General features: G+C 71.7%; 17 protein-coding genes. 8 read left to right on the top strand and 9 right to left on the bottom strand.

From position 1 onward, the window contains the following. Positions 1-40: 40 nt before the first annotated feature. The 5 genes from rfbB to mqnE are packed head-to-tail and all read right to left on the bottom strand — an operon-like array spanning position 41 to position 4,662. Positions 41-991, bottom strand: a complete 951-nt coding sequence (gene rfbB, locus AB0I83_RS05085; protein ID WP_363303647.1) for a dTDP-glucose 4,6-dehydratase — start codon at positions 989-991, stop codon at positions 41-43. Between the two features lie 15 nt (positions 992-1,006). Further along, the gene (gene mqnC, locus AB0I83_RS05080; RefSeq protein ID WP_363303645.1) at positions 1,007-2,212 is read right to left on the bottom strand and encodes a cyclic dehypoxanthinyl futalosine synthase; all 1,206 of its coding nucleotides are present in this window, start codon (positions 2,210-2,212) and stop codon (positions 1,007-1,009) included. 43 nt (positions 2,213-2,255) lie between these two features. Then, a complete protein-coding gene (locus AB0I83_RS05075) occupies positions 2,256-3,161 on the bottom strand; it encodes a menaquinone biosynthesis protein (protein WP_363303644.1) in 906 nt (301 codons plus the stop codon). Next, positions 3,161-3,454, bottom strand: a complete 294-nt coding sequence (locus AB0I83_RS05070; RefSeq protein WP_356537828.1) for a ferredoxin — start codon at positions 3,452-3,454, stop codon at positions 3,161-3,163. The genes AB0I83_RS05075 and AB0I83_RS05070 overlap by 1 nt, the downstream gene beginning before the upstream one ends. 41 nt (positions 3,455-3,495) lie before the next feature. Beyond that, entirely contained in the window at positions 3,496-4,662 is a 1,167-nt protein-coding gene (gene mqnE / locus AB0I83_RS05065; RefSeq protein WP_356537830.1) for an aminofutalosine synthase MqnE, read from the bottom strand. 230 nt (positions 4,663-4,892) lie between these two features. Between mqnE and AB0I83_RS05060 the strand changes: the two genes are divergently transcribed. Both AB0I83_RS05060 and AB0I83_RS05055 read left to right on the top strand, forming a co-directional pair. Then, entirely contained in the window at positions 4,893-5,309 is a 417-nt protein-coding gene (locus AB0I83_RS05060) for a DUF6069 family protein (RefSeq protein ID WP_363303643.1), read from the top strand. Between the two features lie 4 nt (positions 5,310-5,313). After that, positions 5,314-5,799 (top strand): hypothetical protein, encoded by a 486-nt coding sequence (locus AB0I83_RS05055; protein ID WP_363303642.1) that lies wholly within the window; start codon positions 5,314-5,316, stop codon positions 5,797-5,799. Positions 5,800-5,865: 66 nt separating this feature from the next. Here the strand turns inward: AB0I83_RS05055 and AB0I83_RS05050 are convergent, their stop codons facing one another. The 4 genes from AB0I83_RS05050 to AB0I83_RS05035 are packed head-to-tail and all read right to left on the bottom strand — an operon-like array spanning position 5,866 to position 10,607. Further along, a complete protein-coding gene (locus AB0I83_RS05050) occupies positions 5,866-7,188 on the bottom strand; it encodes an aminotransferase class III-fold pyridoxal phosphate-dependent enzyme (protein ID WP_356537835.1) in 1,323 nt (440 codons plus the stop codon). Between the two features lie 47 nt (positions 7,189-7,235). Next, the gene (locus AB0I83_RS05045; protein ID WP_356537836.1) at positions 7,236-8,234 is read right to left on the bottom strand and encodes a 3-oxoacyl-[acyl-carrier-protein] synthase III C-terminal domain-containing protein; all 999 of its coding nucleotides are present in this window, start codon (positions 8,232-8,234) and stop codon (positions 7,236-7,238) included. Beyond that, on the bottom strand, positions 8,231-8,884 hold the full coding sequence (locus tag AB0I83_RS05040; RefSeq protein ID WP_356537838.1) for an SRPBCC family protein: 654 nt from the start codon (positions 8,882-8,884) through the stop codon (positions 8,231-8,233). Before AB0I83_RS05040 ends, AB0I83_RS05045 begins: the two co-directional genes overlap by 4 nt. Beyond that, entirely contained in the window at positions 8,856-10,607 is a 1,752-nt protein-coding gene (locus tag AB0I83_RS05035; RefSeq protein ID WP_363303641.1) for a thiamine pyrophosphate-binding protein, read from the bottom strand. The genes AB0I83_RS05040 and AB0I83_RS05035 overlap by 29 nt, the downstream gene beginning before the upstream one ends. 314 nt (positions 10,608-10,921) lie before the next feature. Between AB0I83_RS05035 and AB0I83_RS05030 the strand changes: the two genes are divergently transcribed. The 6 genes from AB0I83_RS05030 to AB0I83_RS05005 all read left to right on the top strand — a co-directional run bounded on the left by AB0I83_RS05030 (position 10,922) and on the right by AB0I83_RS05005 (position 18,210). Next, complete coding sequence (locus AB0I83_RS05030) at positions 10,922-11,842, top strand: carboxyl transferase domain-containing protein (protein ID WP_363303640.1); 921 nt, start codon at positions 10,922-10,924, stop codon at positions 11,840-11,842. A gap of 128 nt (positions 11,843-11,970) precedes the next feature. Then, positions 11,971-12,693, top strand: a complete 723-nt coding sequence (locus tag AB0I83_RS05025; RefSeq protein ID WP_363303802.1) for a futalosine hydrolase — start codon at positions 11,971-11,973, stop codon at positions 12,691-12,693. Between the two features lie 308 nt (positions 12,694-13,001). Continuing rightward, on the top strand, positions 13,002-14,288 hold the full coding sequence (locus tag AB0I83_RS05020) for a phosphoribosyltransferase family protein (protein ID WP_356840863.1): 1,287 nt from the start codon (positions 13,002-13,004) through the stop codon (positions 14,286-14,288). Between the two features lie 331 nt (positions 14,289-14,619). After that, complete coding sequence (locus tag AB0I83_RS05015) at positions 14,620-16,143, top strand: sugar ABC transporter ATP-binding protein (RefSeq protein ID WP_363303639.1); 1,524 nt, start codon at positions 14,620-14,622, stop codon at positions 16,141-16,143. Further along, entirely contained in the window at positions 16,140-17,192 is a 1,053-nt protein-coding gene (locus tag AB0I83_RS05010) for an ABC transporter permease (protein WP_363303638.1), read from the top strand. Before AB0I83_RS05015 ends, AB0I83_RS05010 begins: the two co-directional genes overlap by 4 nt. Beyond that, positions 17,176-18,210 (top strand): ABC transporter permease, encoded by a 1,035-nt coding sequence (locus tag AB0I83_RS05005; RefSeq protein ID WP_363303637.1) that lies wholly within the window; start codon positions 17,176-17,178, stop codon positions 18,208-18,210. Before AB0I83_RS05010 ends, AB0I83_RS05005 begins: the two co-directional genes overlap by 17 nt. Positions 18,211-18,257: the final 47 nt, after the last annotated feature.

Below are 18,257 nucleotides of genomic sequence, written 5' to 3'. Positions count from 1 at the left end.
ACCGCCGCTTCCGTGTCCGGTGCCCCGGTCGGCGCTCCCGCTAGGTCCAGCGTTCCTGATGGTCGCGGTACCACTGCACGGTGGCCTCCAGACCGGTCGTGAACCCGATCGAGGGCGTGAACCCGAGATCGGTGATCCTGCCGAAGTCCAGGGAGTACCGCAGGTCGTGGCCCTTGCGGTCGGCCACGTGCCGGATCAGACCCTCGTCGGCGCCGCACAGCTCGACCAGACGTCGCGCGATGACGCTGTTGGTCACCTCGACGCCGCTGCCGATGTTGTAGACCCCGCCGGGCTCGCCCTTGTCCAGGACCAGTTGCAGCGCCGTGCAGTGATCGGCGACGTGCAGCCACTCGCGGACGTTGCCGCCGTCTCCGTAGAGCGGCACCGGCCTGCCGCGCAGCAGGTTGGTGATGAACAGCGGGATGAGCTTCTCGGGGTTCTGGTAGGGCCCGTAGTTGTTGGAGCAGCGGGTGATCCGCACGTCCAGGCCGTGGGTGCGCCAGGCGGCACGGGCGACGAGGTCGCTGCCCGCCTTGGAGGCCGCGTACGGGGAGTTGGGCAGCAGGGGTTCCTGCTCGTCCCAGGAGCCCGAGGCGATCGAGCCGTACACCTCGTCGGTGGACACGCACAGCACCGTCGGCACGTCGTGCCGCCCGCACGCGTCCAGGAGCATCTGGGTGCCGAGCACGTTCGTCGACACGAACGCCCCGGCCCCCGTCAGCGACCTGTCGACGTGCGACTCGGCGGCGAAGTGCACCACCACGTCATGGCCGGGGACCCACTTGGCGAGCGCCTCGGCGTCCCGGATGTCGCCCTGCACGAATGTCAGGCGCTCGTGCCCGAGCGGCAGGTTCGCCGTGTCACCCGCGTAGGTGAGCAGGTCGAACACCGTGACCTCGGCGTCCTCGTACCCGGCGTACTCACCGGCGAGCATCGCGCGCACGTACTGCGAGCCGATGAAGCCGGCCCCGCCTGTGACAAAGACCTTCACGTCGACCTCGTCCCCTCAGCCGACCGGCAGGACCTTGAGCGTGCGGCGCTGTACGCCGTCACCGGTGTCCGCCGTGGAGGACAGGTGCGAGACGACGCGGTCCTCGACGGGGTCGTTCGCCGGGTCGTCGTGCGACCGCAGGATCTCGTACGTGGTGCTGCGCTGTGCCGGTACGCGGTCGGCGCCCCGGATCAGGTCGAGCAGCTCCGGCAGGTTGGAGCGGTGCTTGGCGCCGGCCGAGGAGACGACGTTCTCCTCCAGCATGACCGAGCCGAGGTCGTCCGCGCCGTAGTGCAGGGACAGCTGGCCCATCTCCTTGCCGGTGGTCAGCCAGGAGCCCTGGATGTGGGCGACGTTGTCCATGAACAGCCGGGCGATGGCGATCATGCGCAGGTACTCCAGCGGCGTCGCCTGCGTCTGCCCCTTCAGCTTGTTGTTCTCCGGCTGGTAGGTGTACGGGATGAAGGCGCGGAAGCCGCCCGTACGGTCCTGGACGTCGCGGATCATCCGCAGGTGCTCGATGCGCTCGGCGTTCGTCTCGCCGGTGCCCATCAGCATCGTGGAGGTGGACTCGACACCGAGGCCGTGCGCGATCTCCATGATCTCCAGCCAGCGCTCACCGGACTCCTTGAGCGGGGCGATGGCGTTGCGGGCGCGGGCCGGGAGCAGTTCGGCACCGGCACCGGCGAAGGAGTCGAGACCGGCGGCGTGGATGCGGGTGATGGCGTCCTCGACGGACACGCCGGACACCTTGGCCATGTGCTCGACCTCGGAGGCGCCGAGCGAGTGGATCACCAGCTGCGGGAACGCCTTCTTGATCGCGGAGAAGTGCTCCTCGTAGTACTCGACGCCGTAGTCCGGGTGGTGGCCGCCCTGGAACATGATCTGCGTGCCGCCCAGCTCGACGGTCTCCGCGCAGCGGCGCAGGATGTCGTCGAGATCGCGCGTCCAGCCCTTGGCGGTGTCCTTGGGAGCCGCGTAGAAGGCGCAGAACTTGCAGGCCGTGACGCACACGTTGGTGTAGTTGATGTTGCGCTCGATGATGTACGTCGCCAGGTGCTGCGTGTCCGGGTACCGGCGTCGTCTCGCGGCGTCCGCGGCCGCGCCGAGGGCGTGCAGCGGTGCCTCCCGGTAGAGCAGCAGCGCGTCCTCGGGCGTGAGGCGGCCTCCGGCGGCGGCGAGTTCCAGTGCAGCGGTGAGGTGACTGGTCGGGTTGGCCACGTCGGGCCACCTTTCTGGTTCGAGGGGTTCGAGGCTCGCGGTCCTACGCCGCTCGCCCGGTGTCCAGCAGGCGGATCAGGACGTCCGGGGGGAACCCGGCGCCGTCGCCGCCGACCCGGCGGGCGAACTCGCTCAGGCCCGCGAGCTGCCGGTCCCCCAGGCTGAAGTCGAGCGCCGACATGTAGTAGCGCTTCAGGGTCGTGGCGTCGAACTCCGCCCAGCGGGCGGCCTTGTGGCACACCTCGTCGATCTCGGCCAGGAAGAGGGTGCGGGAGGCGAGGAATCCTTCGTGCACCTCGTGGACGAGTTCGGCGTTGGCGGCGAGGAAGTCCCGCCGGGCGGCGAACACCGCGAAGACGAAGGGCAGTCCGGTCCACTCACGCCACATCTCGCCCAGGTCGTGCACCTCGAACCCGAAGGTGCCGGCGTCGAGGAGCGAGGCACGCAGGGCAGCGTCGCCGATCACCACGGCCGCCGGGGCGCCGGCCATCATGGCGGGCAGGTCCGGCGGGCAGGCGTAGTACTCGGGCCGCACTCCGACGGCGTCGGTGAGCAGCAGCTCGGCCAGGCGCACGGAGGTGCGGCTGGTGGTGGTGCAGGCCACCGGTACCCCGTCGAGGTCGGCGAGCGGCACCTTGCTGACCAGCAGGCAGGACATCACGGGTCCGTCGGCGCCGACGGCGATGTCGGGCAGGACCACCAGGTCGTCGGCGTTGCGCAGGTACTCCATGACGCTGATCGGGCCGATGTCCAGGTCGCCGCGGACCAGGGCGTCGCTCAGCCGCTCCGGGGTGTCCTTGTGCAGATCGAGGTCGAGCAGGCTGCCCGTGCGGGCGAGCCCCCAGAACAGTGGCAGGCAGTTCAGGAAGTCGATGTGGCCGACACGTGGCCGGGTGGCCACGGGTCCGAGGCCCCGGCCGGCCGGCGGGCCCTCCGTGATCGCCGTCATCAGGCGTCGGCCGCATCCGGCCCGAAGACCTCGGTGCCGTCGTCCACCCTGCGGACGTGGATGCACTCGCCGGGGCACTCCTTGGCCGAGTCCTCGATGTCGCGCAGCGCGATCGTCGGGACGAGTACGGCGGCGCCCTCCTCCTGCCGGAGCTCGCCGTCCGCGCCCTTGACGTACGCGAGGCCGTCGACGTCCAGCTCGAAGACGTCGGGCGCGTACTGGCAGCAGATGCCGTCGCCCGTGCACAGATCCTGGTCGATCCAGACCTCTAGGGTCTCCTCCTGCGCGGTCATCGCGCACACCTACCGATCGTTGTCGTGGTTGGGGGCATGAGTCAGACGCGCATGGGCTGCGGGGACTCCCGGCGTGCCGGGTCCGGGCCGTCGTACTCACGGATGATCTCGTAGCGCGTGTTGCGCTCCTTCGGCTGGAAGCCGGCGTCACGGATCAGGTCGAGCAGGCCCTCGCGGGACATCTTGTCCGGGGTGCCGTAGCCGTCCGCGTCGTGCGTGATCTTGTACTCGACGACCGAGCCGTCGATGTCGTCGGCGCCGTGGTTGAGCGCGAGCGCGGCGGTGTCCAGGCCGTGCATCACCCAGAACACCTTGACGTGCGGGACGTTGTCGAACAGCAGCCGCGACACGGCGAACGTCTTCAGCGCCTCGGCCGGGGTCGCCATCTTGGTCCTCGCCATCAGCCGGTTGCGCACCACGCCGTCCATCGAGTCGTGGAAGTCGTGCTGGTAGCGCAGCGGGATGAAGACCTGGAAACCGCCGGTCTCGTCCTGGAGTTCACGGAGCCTGAGCACGTGGTCGACACGGTGCCGCGGCTCCTCGATGTGCCCGTACAGCATCGTGCAGGGCGTCTTGATGCCCTTGGAGTGGGCCAGCCGGTGGATGCGCGACCAGTCCTCCCAGTGGGTCTTGTGGTCGACGATCTGCTGCCGGATCTCCCAGTCGAAGATCTCCGCCCCGCCGCCGGTGAGCGACTCCATGCCGGCGTCGATGAGTTCGTCGAGGATCTCGCTCGCGCTGAGCCCGGAGATCTCCTCGAACCAGTGGATCTCGGTGGCGGTGAAGGCCTTGATGGCGACGGTCGACGGCAGCGCCTCCTTCAGCGCCCTGATGGAGCGCGGGTAGTAGCGCCACGGCAGCGTCGGGTGCAGGCCGTTGACCAGGTGGAGCTCGGTCAGCTGCTCTGCCTCCATCGCCTTGGCCAGCTTCACGGCCTCCTCGATGCGCATCGTGTAGGCGGCCTTCTCGCCCGGCTTGCGCTGGAACGAGCAGTAGGCGCACGAGGCCGTGCACACGTTGGTCATGTTGAGGTGCCGGTTGATGTTGAAGTGGACGACGTCGCCGTTCTTCCTCGTCCGCACCTGGTGTGCCAGGCCGCCGAGCCATGCCAGGTCGTCCGATGCGTACAGCGCGATGCCGTCCTCACGGCTGAGCCGCTCGCCGGCCGCGACCTTCTGCTCGATCTCGCGTTTGAATCCTGCGTCCACCCGTGCCATCTCCTCGATCGTGTTTGCGGCATGAGACCGGTCTGCTAGGCCGCCAGCACACCAGTCGCGGGTGGCGCAGGCCCATGCTGTGCGGCGTACCTGTAAGGGATTCCCTACAGCTCCGCGCGGAGTGCGCGTGCGCGTTCCCGGCCGCCGTCGGCTGGCCTAGCGTGCATTCCCCAGAGGGCTCCCGCCCCCAGACACACGTATCGGCGTAAGGAAGTTGACGCATGTCGAACACCGGGACCGCACCCCCCACACGGCGCACGGCCGTCGCGCGGTTCGTTTCCCTCCTGCTCGCGACGGTTGCGGCGGTGGCCGTCTGGTTCGTCGCGGACTCCCTCCTCGACATAGGGCTCAGAGCGAAGACCGGCGGCGACAAGGCGCAGGAGATCGGCGTGGCCTCGGTCATCGGCGCGACGGTCGTCGTGGGCCTGCTCGGCTGGGGCCTGCTGGCCGTGCTCGACCGGTCCACCGCGTCGGCGCGCACCGTCTGGACGGTGATCGCGTCGGTCGTGCTGTTGCTGTCGCTCCTGGGCCCGGTCGGTGCCGAGGGCACGTCGGCGAAGGCCGCTCTGGCGGTCATGCATCTCGTGGTCGGGCTGATACTCATCCCCGGCTACGCCCGTACGGCACGGAAGGGCTGATCACATGGCGACCACACTGACCCTGGACAAGCGGGACGGGGCCTTCGTACTCGACGGCGTCGGCACGCCGAAGGCGTCCCTGGAGTTCGGCCGCGGCATGCGCACCGGCACGATCACGGTGGCCGGGAAGCAGCTCCCGGTCGCGTCGTCGGGCAAGGTGCGCGAGACGGTGACCGTGGGCGCGGGCACACCGGTCGTGCGCCTGTCCCCCGACACCTCGTACGTCGGGAACCCGGCGGCCACCGCGGAGTGGAGCTTCAGCCGCGGCTTCCGCGACGGCTACCACGCGACGCTCATGCGGGGCAAGCACCGCCTCGACTTCGCCCTGCCCCGCATGAAGGGCAAGTCCGTCGAGGTGACCGTCACCGGTAGCTGGGACGACCTCGAACTCGTCGCCCTGACAGGCTGCTTCGCCCTGCTGGCCAGCCGCAGGGGCGACGCCTACCGCACCATCACCGTGGTCGGCGCGATAGGCCCGCACGCCCGCTGAGCGGACGTCACCGGCACGCCGGGCCGCGGGTGCCCTCCGTCCAGGAGGGCACCCGCGGCCCGTTCCTCACTCCCCCGGCATCCCGGCGGCGGCCTCCGCGCCGGAGCACACCGCGTCGACGATGCGGTCCACCTGCTCGGCGGTCACCACGAGCGGCGGGGCGACGGACATCACCGTGCCCTCGCTGCGCACCACGACCCCGAGCTCCCTGCACTCGTCGGCCACCCGCCCGGCCCGTGGGAACGAGTCGAACTCGACGCCGGCCAGCAGACCGACACCGCGGACCTCCTTCACACCGGTGACGTCCTTCAGCCGGTCCGTGAGCTGTCCGATCAGCCGCTCGCCCATCGCGGCCGCGTGGTCCACCAGCCCTTCCTCCTCGATGACCCGCAGCACCGCCAGGGCGACGGCCGCACCGAGCGCGTGACCGCTGGTCGTGTGACCGTGCCGCAGCCCTCCGAGCATCGGGTCACCGGCGAACGCGCCGGCCACCGCACCCGTGGTCGTGACGGCGGCGAAGGGCACGTACCCGGCCGCCAGGCCCTTGCCCGTGGTGACCAGGTCCGGGCTGACGCCCTCACGCTGGTGCGCGAACCACGCCCCGGTACGCCCGAGCCCGGTCGTCACCTCGTCGACGACGAGCAGGACGCCGTGCCGGTCGCAGATCTCCCGCACCTCGCGCAGGTAGCCGTGCGGCAGGGGCCTGATACCGCCCACGCCGAGCACCGGCTCCACGAAGAAGGCGGCCACGGTCTCCGGTCCGGCCGCGAGCACGGCCTTCTCCAGCTCCTGCGCACCGTGCTCCGGCCCCTGCGAGGGCCCTGGGATCTGCACGAAGCCCTCGGGCCGCGGGCCGCACCCCGCCCAGGCCAGCGGGGTCGCGGACATCCCGGCGGTGGCGAGCGTCGTGCCGTGGTAGCCGTCGGCGAGCGAGATCACGGTGGTGCGCTCCGGCCGGCCCTGAAGCGCGTGGTACATCCGGGCGATCCGGATCGCCGCCTCGGACGCCTCCGAGCCGGAGTTGCAGAACAGGGTGTGGGTCAGCGGTTCGCCGAGGAGTTCCGCGAGGCGGGCCGCCAGGCGTACGGCGGGCTCGTTCGACGATCCGAGCAGCGCGTACGTCATGAGCTTGCCGGCCTGCTCGGAGAGCGCGGCCAGGACCTTCGGGTGGCCGTAGCCGAGGGTGGCGTTGAACTGGCCGCTGCGGCCGTCGAGATAGGTGCGCCCGTAGGAGTCGGTCACCTCGCAGCCCTGTCCGGCGACCAGGACCAGCTGGTCGCCGCTCCCCACCGGGGTCCAGGGGTGCAGCAGGTGCCGGCGGTCGAGCTCGGCGAGTTCGTCGCCGGCGCTTCGCGGCGGCGCGGTCGGGTTCGATGCGGTGTCGGTCATCGGCACGGCTCCAGAGAGGGGTCGGGGCGGGCTGGGGTGATCGCCGGCTACCAGCGCACGGCGGCTGCGCCGGCGAAGTCGCCGGCGTGGGCGAAGCCGGACAGCACGACGAGGTCGCCCCGCGCGATCCGGCCCTCGTCACGGGCCTCGGCCAGGGTGACGGGGATTCCGGCGCCGAAGAGGTTGCCGTACTTGTCGAAGGTGTCGAGGTGCCGTTCCGGCTTGAGCCCGAGGGCCTCGTGCCAGTTGGACAGGAACATCCGGTTCGGCTGGTTGGTGATCAGCACGTCGATGTCGGTGCTCGGGGTGTCGAGCCGCTCGCACAGGTCCCTGGTGACCTGCGGCACCAGCTGGTTGCCGCGCTCCACGATCGCCTTGACCTTGCTGTCCGTGAAGCCGATGTCGATCTCGCCCTCGCCGGGCTCCCAGTACCTGCGGGAGTCGACCCCGAGCGTCATGTCGTTGGCGTACTCCACGCCGTGGTAGCTCACCACGTCCAGGATGGGCGACTCGTCGCCGGCCGTGAGGAAGCCGACGCCGGCGCCGTCCCCGGGCACCGCCGCGTGCTTGCGGCCGCGGACCTCGGGGCGGGCGAACAGTTGGCCGGCCATGTTCTGCACGCAGCAGATCAGGGCCGTGCGCGCCTGTCCGGAGGCGATGAGGCTGCGGCCGATCTTCATCAGGTAGACGAAGGAGGCGCAGCCGCTGTTGTGCACGTCGAGGATCCACTCCGGCGCCGGGTCGAGGCCGAGCCTGGCCACGATGTCGGCCCCGGCGCCCGTGAAGGCACGGTCCGGGAGCGCGACGTTCGTGAGGACGACGTCGACCGGACCGTCGCCGTTCGCCCGCCGGCGCTCCAGCATCGGCCGGGCCGCCTTGACGACCATGTCGGTGGCGGTCTCCCCCGGGGCGGCGTGCCGCCGCAGGGCCGGCGGCCCGAACATGGCGCCGTCGGTGCCGGGTACGGCCTCGCCGGTGTAGAAGGACGTGTCGACGCTGCGTTCGGGCAGGTAGCTGCCGACGTCGGTGAGGCTGACGGGGATCACGCGCCGGCCTCCGGGGTGGGCGCGACGCCGACCGGCAGACCCCGGCCGCTGCGGTACTCCAGGATCTTCTTGAGGTTGTCGAGCTCGATGCGGTGACCGGCGAAGAACAGCGGCCACAGGTCGCCGACCCACATCCGGTCGGGGCTCGGCGCCAGCTCCGGGTGCGGGTTCTTGTCGTAGTACGGGTGGCGGCAGTTGGTCCAGATGACCACGGAGCCGGGCTTGTCGAGGACGACCTGCGCGTCGACGATGCGGAACAGGTAGATCATCCACAGCTTGTCGCCCTGGTCCCAGGCGCAGTGGTAGTCGAGGGTGAGCGCCTCGCGGTTGGGCTCCAGCCGCGCGTAGATCCTGGTGTCGGGCGCGAGGGTGTCGTAGCCGGCGTACAGCCCGGGCGTCCCGGTCGGCTCGAAGGCGCGGGTGCTGACGGAGTACTCGTCCAGGCTGTTGATGTCGCAGAGGTAGTCGAAGACCTCTTCCGGCGGACAGTCGATGTACTCCTGGAGCGTGCAGAACTCCCCGTACACCTCGTCGTGCGGATACACCGGCCGGGTCCCGGCCGTGGCCTGCGCGAGGATCTCCTCCGTGGGGGTGGTCTCGCAGCGGATGAGGCCGGGGATGTCAGCCAACTGGTGTGCCGCGGTACTCATGGGCGTCTCCTGGGGTGCTGGAAAGGTCGTCGATCAGACGGAGGAAGGGAACGAACGGTGGTGTCTCGTCCGGGTCGGACTCCACGCAGACCAGCGCCGGTCCTGCGGTGGCGTTCGTCTCGGCGAGGGCCCTGGCCAGTTCGGCCGGGGTGCTCGCCGAGGCGGTGGTGAGCGTGGGGAACATGGCTCCGGCTCCGGCCGCGATGTCGGAGGGCCGGAAGGTGTTGTACGTCGTGGAGGCGTCGTACAGCAGGTGCTCGCGCATCACGCACATGGCGTGGGCGTTGTTGTTGAAGACCACGAAGGTGACGGGCAGGTCGTACTCGACGGCCGTGTGCACCTCCATGCCGTGGGCGTAGAAGCCGCCGTCGCCGGACAGCACGTAGCTGCGGCGGCCGGTGGCGAAGGCGGCCCCGATGCCGGCACCGAAGCTGTGCCCCATGCCGCCCATGCCGAGGGCGAGGATGAACTGCCCCTGGCGGGGCACGGCCAGGTGGTGGATGGCGGCGGAGCTGGCGTTGCCCGCGTCGGACACGACGGTGGCGCCCTCCGGCAGCGCGGCCTGGATCGTCCGGACCGCGTCGACGAGTGGCACACCGGGCCCCTGCGACGGCGGCGCGACGAGGTACTCCAGCTCACCGGCGAGGCCCTGGCCCGCGGAGGGCCCGTGGGGCAGGGCGGCCAACCGTGCGTTGAGGGAGCGGAGTTCCGCCGTGAGGTCGCCCGCCACGTGCACGGCGGGCGGCCCGTCGGCGCCCGGGCTCGTGAAGGGCGGCTCGGGGTCGTAGCCGATGACCCGGGTACGCGCGAGGGCCGGCTCCAGTCCGGTGCGGGCCATCACCGGCAGCCGGGTGCCCACCAGCACGCAGAGCTCGGCCTGTTCCAGCAGGCGCAGGACCGTGGGGTGCCCGATCGCTCCGGCCACCCCGGCGTAGCGCGGGTCGTGGTTGTCGAAGACGTCCTTGGCCTCGGGGGTCACCGCGACCGACGCACCCGACCTGCGTGCCAGTTCGGCGAGTTCGGTCCGGGCGTCGCGGCGTCCGACGCCGTCCCCGGCGATGATCACGATGCGGGCCCCGCGGGTGACGGCGGCGGTGATCAGGTCGGCGGCGGCACCACGGCCGGCCGCCGCGGGGGCGGTCCCGCCGTCCGCGAGCAGCGCGCCCAGATCGGGCAGCGGACCGGTCGGGACCTGCTGGACGTCCTTGGGCAGCAGCAGGACCGCGGGACCGCGGCAGGGCCCCTTGGTCGCGGCCACCGCTTCGGTGAGCAGCTTGCCGAGATCCGCCGGATCGTCCACACGGGCGCAGAAGCGGGAGATGTTCCGGAAGAGTCCGACGGCGTCGAAGGCACCGGCCCGGCCGCTCGAGTCCTGGAAGGCGCCGCGCCCCTCCAGGGCCCGTGGCGGCTGGCCTATCAGTGCGAGCAGGGGGAGGCGGGCGGCATGTGCCTCCGCGATCCCGGGCACCATGTTCATCGCGCCGGCCCCCGACGTGGCCATCGCGACGGCGAGCCTGCCGGTGGTGCGGTGGTATCCCTCTGCCATGGTGACGGCGGAGAATTCGTGTTTCGCGACGACCGCGGTGACGCGTCCGCCGGAATGCTGGGCGGCGTCGTAGATGTCCTCGATGTTCGCGCCGGAAACCCCGAAGAGGTGGTCCGTCCCCAATTCCGCCAAGGCGGAGACGATGCGGTCGGCGACCCGTGGCTGTCCGTTTCGCAAGTGATTCGCTCCCCTGGGTCCGCTGGTCCGTCCCCGTCAACGGATGCTGGAATTCGTCACATGTCGTCGAGTGCGGTCCGGGGCCTTCGCCGGAACCGGCCGTCGAAGGCCCCTTCCGCCGAATCCGGGGACGGGGGATTCCCCGGACTCCATGGCCCCGAAGGCCCGTTGGTCCCGGGCAGGAGGCCGCTGCGGACACAACGTAGCCTCGGCGGCTATGGGGAAGCGCCCCTCGATCCCGCCCACTGGAACCTTCACTAGTGTTGGCACCCGGCTGCGGGCCGGGCGGGAAATTCGAGGCCCACACTTCCCGTATGACATCAGTCGAGCCGACGACGTGGGCGCGTGCGGCGGAGCTGGTCGCGTTGCGGGAGCGGATCCGCCGCGGACCCGGCGCCGAGGCCGCCGAAGCCCGGTGCCCGAAGAGCGGGTCGTCGGTCCGCGACCGGACGGAACCCGTCCTCGACGAGGGGCGTTCCCCCCGGACCGGGGTACGGCGCCGGTACCGCGCGCCGGGTTTCGGCCCGAGGAGCCGCGGGCCGCACACGGGCGGTGCCGTCGTCGGACGGGGCCCGGCGCGCGTGCGGGCGGGCTCGCATAACGCGGAATCAGGTGCGGGGGCATTCCCGTACGACGCCGGGGGGACGGGCCTCGGAGAAGTCCGCCTCCCGCCGTCGACGCTTTCCCGGGAAAGGCGCGAACTGCCGCCCGCAGTAGGGTGCGATGATCCGCGGGAACGCGGTGGCGAGGCCGCGCACGATCCGGTTCCGGCGAATCCGGCGCGCGCCCGCGTGACGCACGGCGCAATCGGGGAACCGGCCTGCTCAGGCGAATACTCCGAGGTCTCCGCGGAGTGGGCGCGTGACGTCGTGGGCGTACTGGCGCGCACGGGCGGAATCACGACCGGCGTGGTCGCGAACCGGCTCCGGTATCCGGCGTACGCATCCGGCTGGGACGCCGGCCGGAAAGCCGCCCGCCCCGGCGGAAAGGCCGCTCGATTCGCCGGGTTACGCGATGCGTTCGGTATCCCGCCGGTGACCCCGGCCGGTGCTCCCGGATTCCTCGCGGGCACGGCCGGGGCACAGCACACCGGTGCCGTCCGGACCGGCGCGGAACTCCGCCACGCGCACGGCGACGCGAGGGTGCCACGGATCCGGGTGGTCGAGACGGTCGGGGCCGAAGGGGCCGAAGGGGCCGAGCCGCCGATCCGCACGCACCGCAATCCGCCTCAGTGACCGCACCGCCCGCAGGAAGGCTGAACCACGTGCCCCAAGGTGCGCCCCCGGTACGCCCGTCTCCGGACGACTCCGGGCCCCGGTCCGCGCGCCACCGCGTGCAGTGCCCCACCCGCGCTGGTCGGCGCATCCTCCTCGTCACCGCGGTGGCTGCGGAGCGGGACGCGGTGGCACGGGCCCTGGACGGGCCGGGGTTCGACATCCCCTTCGCCGCGGGGACCCTCCACCGGGTACGGACGCACCGCTGCACCGTGGACCTGCTCGCCGCCGGCGTGGGACCGGCCGCGGCCGCCGTCTCGACGGCGACCGCCCTGACCACGGCCGCTCTCACGTCGGTGGCGTACGACCTGGTGATCTGCGTGGGCATCGGGGGTGGTTTCCAGCCGGGGGCGCCGGTCGGGTCACTCGTCGTAGCGGACGAGCTGGTCGCCGCGGACCTGGGCGCGGAAACGGCGGAGGGCTTCGTACCGCTCAGCGAACTCGGCTTCGGCACGGTCGCCTACCTCCCGGACCCCGAGCTGGTCCGGGAGGTGGCCTCCGTGACGGGCGCGCGCCGGGGCTGCGTACTCACCGTCTCCACCGTGACGGGCAGCGAGCGGCGGGCCGCGGAACTGCGGTCGGCGCACCCGCTGGCCCTCGTGGAGGCCATGGAGGGATTCGGGGTCGCCGAGGCGGGCGCCGCAGCCGACTGCCCGGTCCTGGAGCTCCGCGCCGTCTCCAACCCGGTCGGCCACCGGGACCGCGCCTCGTGGCGCGTCGCGGAAGCGCTCGGCGCCCTCACCGCGGCCGTCGGGAGTCTCGCGCCCGCGCTGGAACGGCTGGCCTGCCGCGCCGCCCGGCCGGCCGGCTGAGCGGGCGGTCAGGCGGGAGCGCTCCTCCGGTTCCCCCGTGCGGGAGGTCCCCCCGGGTTGCCCGGCACCCGCCCATGCGCTTGTTTCGAAGGGTAAGGGCTGTCCCGTGATCGCTGGTGGATCAGCGCGCGGCGTCAGATGCGGTGCCTCGCAAGGCGGAGGGGCGTCCGCGTACTGGCCGTATTCGGGCGTCCCGACAGCGAGGTGCCGCAGCTGTCGTCGTGCGCCCGCCAGGGCTTACGGGACAGCCCTTGAGGAGCGCCCGGGGCGGCCGGGGCCCCTGCACCGATTCATGGAGGCGAACCGCGGTGCTGTTCTCCGACCGAACGGATGCCGGGCGGCGGCTGGCCGTGGCCCTGCGACACGTGGAACGGCGCGATCCGGTGGTCCTGGGGCTGCCCCGCGGCGGAGTTCCCGTCGCGTACGAGGTGGCGCGGGCCCTGGGGGCGCCGCTCGACGTGATCGTGGTCCGCAAGCTCGGGGTGCCGTACCGCCCGGAGCTGGGATTCGGCGCCATAGGCGAGGGCGGGGTCCGGGTCATCAGCGACGAGATCGTCCGCCACGCCGGCGTCCGGGAGACGGAGCTGAGAGCCGTCGAGCACGCCGAGGAGGCGGAACTCGTACGCCGGGCGAGGGCGTACCGGGCGGGCCGGGCTCGCCTGCCGCTGAGGGGCCGCGCGGTGATCGTGGTGGACGACGGTGTCGCCACCGGGGCCACCGCCGGAGCGGCCTGCCAGGTGGTCAGGGCACAGGGTGCCGCCCATGTCACGCTGGCCGTGCCCGTGGCGTCGCCGGATGCCGCCGCGCGGCTGGGTGAGGACGTGGACGAGCTCGTGTGCCTCTCCACGCCGAGCCTCTTCTCCGCGGTGGGTGAGTGGTACCGGGACTTCTCCCAGACCTCCGACGAGGAGGTCGTGTCGCTGCTCGCGCGGGCCCCGGCGGACGGTGCCACGGTCGAGCGGGTCGAGGTGGACGCGGGCGGGGTCCCGCTGGCGGGAGATCTCGTACTCCCCGCGGACGCGGGTGCCGTGGTGGTGTTCGCCCACGGTTCCGGCAGCAGCCGCGACAGCCCCCGCAACCGGGCGGTGGCCACGGCCCTGAACCGCGCCGGCCTGGGCACGCTGCTGTTCGACCTGCTCACGCCCGGGGAGGAGGTCTACCGTGCGAACGTCTTCGACATCGGGCTGCTGTCCACCCGGCTGGCGGACACCACCCGCTGGCTGCGGAGCCGGGTGCCGCTCCCGGTCGGTTCGTTCGGGGCGAGTACCGGGGCGGCGGCGGCGCTCCGGGCCGCGGCCGCGCCGGACTCGGGCGTCGGAGCGGTGGTCTCGCGCGGCGGCCGGCCCGACCTGGCCGGGGTGGACCTCTCCGGGGTGCGGGCGCCGACGCTGCTGATCGTCGGCGGTGAGGACACCACGGTGATCGACCTCAACCGGCAGGCGCAGGCGGCGCTGTACTGCGAGAACCGCCTGGAGGTCGTCCCGGGCGCCACCCATCTGTTCGAGGAACCCGGCGCCCTGGACAGGGTCGCGGACCTGGCACGGGAGTGGTTCACCGCTCACCTGCTCCGGGCGGAGCCGGACGGGCCGAGCTGAACAGGCCCTGCCGGACGGGCGGTTCGGTACGGGCGACCGGGAACGGCGCATCGGAACAGGAGAGCCGGCGTCCGTGGTGCGCGGTCGTGAGGGGCGCGATACCCGACCGTTGCGTGAATCGATTCAAAAACGGGAAGATAGTGGGCTCCCCCGAAGACTGTCAAGGGCGCCCGGCCATTCCCCCCACTCAGGTCGCACATCGCCCCTCCTCCGGGAACTTCTCGCCATCAACCCATTGACTGTGCCCGCAATCCCCGTTTAGCTTCCGAGCAACCTCATTGAAACCTTTCACGGCGCGTGGAGCGACCAGGTCCGCCGCTGAGGAGCTCCCATGAACCAGTCCGCCCCGGACCCGGCCCCGGTCCTGGCCCTCAAGGGCGTGAGCAAGTCCTTCGGTGCCGTACGCGCTTTGCAGGACGTCTCCCTGCGCCTGTTCCCAGGCGAGGCCCACGCACTCGCCGGTGAGAACGGCGCGGGAAAGTCGACCCTGATCAAGGCGCTCGCCGGAGTGCACCGGCCGGACAGCGGCGAGGTCCTCCTCGACGGGCAGCCCGTCGTCTTCCACGGCCCGGCCGACGCGCGTGACGCCGGCATCGCCGTCATCTACCAGGAGCCGACGCTCTTCCCCGACCTGTCCATCGCGGAGAACATCTTCATGGGCCGCCAGCCCCGGCGGTCCCTGGGCAGGATCGACCGCAGAGCGGTCCACGAGACCACCGCGGGCCTGATGCGCAGGCTCGGGGTCGACCTGGCGCCGGACCGGCCGGCCCGTGGCCTCTCGATCGCCGACCAGCAGATCGTCGAGATCGCCAAGGCGCTCTCCTTCGACGCCCGCGTCCTGATCATGGACGAGCCGACCGCCGCCCTGACCGGCAGCGAGACCGCACGGCTCTTCTCCGTCGTACGCGCGCTGCGCTCAGAGGGTGCGGCGGTGCTCTTCATCTCGCACCGCCTGGAGGAGATCTTCGCACTGTGCCAGCGCGTCACGACCCTGCGCGACGGGCGGTGGATCTCCTCCGAGCCGCTGGAAGGGCTCACCGAGGACGACCTGGTCCGCAGGATGGTCGGCCGTGACCTCGGTGACCTCTACCCGAAACAGGCCGCCGAGGTCGGCGAGGTCGCCCTGTCCGTGCACCGGCTGACCCGCGAGGGCGTCTTCCGCGACGTGTCCTTCGACGTCCGCCGGGGCGAGATCGTCGCGCTCGCCGGACTCGTCGGCGCCGGGCGGACGGAGGTCGCCCAGGCGGTGTTCGGCGTGGACCGGGCCGACGCGGGCGAGGTGAAGGTCGGCGGCACGGTGCTGCGCCCCGGCTCGCCCACCGCCGCGATGGACGCCGGGCTCGCTCTCGTACCCGAGGACCGGCGGCAGCGCGGCCTGGTCATGGATATGTCCATCGAGCGCAACATCGGCCTCACCGGCCTGGGCGAGGTCCGCAAGCGCGGGCTCGTCAGCCGTGCCCTGGAGCACGAGCGGGCCGCCGACTGGGCGGTGCGCCTCCAGCTCAAGTACAGCAGGCTGGCCGACACCGTGGGCGTGCTCTCCGGAGGCAACCAGCAGAAGGTCGTGCTGGCCAAGTGGCTGGCGACCGGCCCCGGCGTGCTCATCGTCGACGAGCCGACCCGCGGGATCGACGTCGGCACCAAGGCCGAGGTCCACCGGCTGCTGTCCTCGCTCGCGGCGGACGGCCTCGCCGTCCTGATGATCTCCTCCGACCTCCCCGAGGTCATCGGCATGGCCGACCGGGTGCTCGTGATGCACGAGGGCCGGCTGGTGGCGGAGATCCCGCGCGCGAGCGCCACCGAGGAGTCGGTCATGGCGGCGGCCACCGGACGCGACGAGAGGGCAGCGGCATGACCACCACCATCGAGAGTCCCCCGGACACCGGGAAGGCGCCGGAGCGGAGTGCCGCCTCACTCGTGGACGCGGTCTTCCGGGCCCGTGAGATCTCCATCGCGGGCGCGCTCGTCCTGCTGGTCCTCGGGACCTACCTCGCCAACCCGCGCTTCCTCTCCGACCAGGGCATCAAGGACCTGCTGCTCAACGCGTCGATCCTGGTACTGCTCGCGGTCGGCCAGTCCGCCGTCGTGATCACCCGCAACATCGACCTGTCCGTGGGCTCCGTGGTCGGGCTCTCCGCCTTCGCCTGCGGCAAGTTCGTGGCGGGCAGCGACCACGGCGTGGCGACCGTGATGCTGCTCGGTATCGCGATCGGTGTGGTCTGCGGCCTGGTCTCGGGCGCCCTGGTCAGCTTCGGCAAGGTCCCGGCGCTCGTCGTGACGCTGGGCATGCTCTACATCATCCAGGGCGTCGACTACTGGTGGGCGCAGGGCGAGCAGATCAGCGCCTCCGACGTACCGGAGGCCGTCCTGGGGCTCGGCAGCGGCAGTGTGCTGGGCGTCCCCTACCTGCCGCTGCTCGCGGTCGTCCTGCTCGCGGCGACGGCGTACTTCCTGCGCAGCTACCGCTCGGGGCGTGAGCTGTACGCCATCGGGTCGAGCCCCGAGGCCGCCCGGCTCGCCGGCATCCCGATCCGCCGCCGGGTGCTCGCCGCCTACGCCTTCTCCGGGGCCGTGGCCGGTTTCGCCGGGGCCCTGTGGCTGGCCCGCTTCGGCACCGTGGTCGCGGACAACGCGCACGGCTGGGAGCTGACCGTCGTCAGCGCCGTCGTCGTCGGCGGTGTCGCCATCACCGGCGGCACCGGCACCGTCTGGGGCGCCGCGCTCGGCGCCCTGCTGCTCACCACCATCGGCAGCGTGCTGGTCGTGCTGAAGGTGGACTCCTTCTGGCAGGGCGCCATCACCGGTGCGCTCCTGCTGCTGGCCATCAGCGTCGACCGGATCGTGAACCTGCGGATGACCGCCGCACTGAGGAAGAGGAGCGCCCGCCATGACCACGGCGCCTGACACAAAGACGGCTTCCGCGCCGCGGGCCTCGCTCGTCCGCGGCCTGGCGCTGCGCTGGGACACCGCGGTGGGCGTCCTGCTGGTGGCGGTCCTCGTCGTCGGGCTGGGCACCACGGAGGGCTTCGGCTCCGGCGAGAACCTCGCGTTCGCCTTCAACGACATCGCCGAAGTCGCGCTCATCGCCCTGCCGATGACCCTGCTCGTCGTCGCCGGACAGGTCGACCTGTCGGTGGCGTCCATGCTCGGCCTGGGCAGTGCGCTGACGGGTTCGCTGTGGGAGGCGGGCTGGGCCTTCGAGCTGATCGTGCCGGTGGTGCTCCTCGTAGGCGTGGCCGGCGGCCTCCTCAACGGCTGGCTCGTCACCCGGGTCGGCCTGCCCTCCCTGGCCGTCACCATCGGCACCCTGGCGCTCTACCGGGGGCTCGCCTCGGTGGCGCTCGGCAGCGACGCGGTGACGGACTTCCCTCAGACGTACGCGGACTGGGCCGTCGACACGACGACCGTCCCCGGCACGTTCATCACCTATCCGGTGCTGCTCTTCGCCGTCCTGGCCGTGGTCACCGCCGTGGTGCTGCACGCCACCGGGCTCGGCCGCTCGCTCTTCGCGATCGGCGCCCAGGAGGAGGCCGCGTACTTCGCCGGCATCCGGGTCAAGCGGATCAAGTTGCTGCTCTTCGTCGTGACCGGGCTGTTCTCCGCCTTCGCGGGCATCGTCTTCACCCTCAGGTACGGAAGTGCCCGCGCGGACAACGGACTCGGCTTCGAGATGCTCGTCATCGCCTCCGTCCTGCTGGGCGGCATCGACTTCGACGGCGGGAAGGGCACGCTCTTCGGCGCGGTCGCCGGTGTCCTGCTGATCGGCCTGCTGAAGAACCTGCTCACCCTCAACGACATCGCCAACGAGGTCCAGGTCATCGTGACCGGACTGCTGCTCGTGGCGTCCGTCCTCACCCCGCGGGTCATCGCCACCGTCGTCGAACGCCGGCACCGGCGGGCCGCCGGTGCTCCCGCGCCGTAGGAACCCCCGCCCCTCGTCGTCCTCGTTCCAGCCCCCGTACAGCCTCG

The sequence above is a fragment of the Streptomyces sp. NPDC049970 genome (assembly GCF_040660235.1).
Lineage (GTDB): Bacteria > Actinomycetota > Actinomycetes > Streptomycetales > Streptomycetaceae > Streptomyces.
The sequence above is the reverse complement of the archived record's forward strand: the minus strand, read 5'-3'. Positions and strand labels throughout refer to the sequence as shown.

What these genes read in the sequence shown, in the direction of transcription:
- AB0I83_RS05075 (WP_363303644.1), bottom strand. Translation starts at nt 3,161, where the DNA reads ATGACGGCGATCACGGAGGGCCCGCCGGCCGGCCGGGGCCTCGGACCC.
- AB0I83_RS05070 (WP_356537828.1), bottom strand. Translation starts at nt 3,454, where the DNA reads ATGACCGCGCAGGAGGAGACCCTAGAGGTCTGGATCGACCAGGATCTG.
- AB0I83_RS05060 (WP_363303643.1), top strand. Translation starts at nt 4,893, where the DNA reads ATGTCGAACACCGGGACCGCACCCCCCACACGGCGCACGGCCGTCGCG.
- AB0I83_RS05055 (WP_363303642.1), top strand. Translation starts at nt 5,314, where the DNA reads ATGGCGACCACACTGACCCTGGACAAGCGGGACGGGGCCTTCGTACTC.
- AB0I83_RS05050 (WP_356537835.1), bottom strand. Translation starts at nt 7,188, where the DNA reads ATGACCGACACCGCATCGAACCCGACCGCGCCGCCGCGAAGCGCCGGC.
- AB0I83_RS05040 (WP_356537838.1), bottom strand. Translation starts at nt 8,884, where the DNA reads ATGAGTACCGCGGCACACCAGTTGGCTGACATCCCCGGCCTCATCCGC.
- AB0I83_RS05030 (WP_363303640.1), top strand. Translation starts at nt 10,922, where the DNA reads ATGACATCAGTCGAGCCGACGACGTGGGCGCGTGCGGCGGAGCTGGTC.
- AB0I83_RS05015 (WP_363303639.1), top strand. Translation starts at nt 14,620, where the DNA reads ATGAACCAGTCCGCCCCGGACCCGGCCCCGGTCCTGGCCCTCAAGGGC.
- AB0I83_RS05010 (WP_363303638.1), top strand. Translation starts at nt 16,140, where the DNA reads ATGACCACCACCATCGAGAGTCCCCCGGACACCGGGAAGGCGCCGGAG.
- AB0I83_RS05005 (WP_363303637.1), top strand. Translation starts at nt 17,176, where the DNA reads ATGACCACGGCGCCTGACACAAAGACGGCTTCCGCGCCGCGGGCCTCG.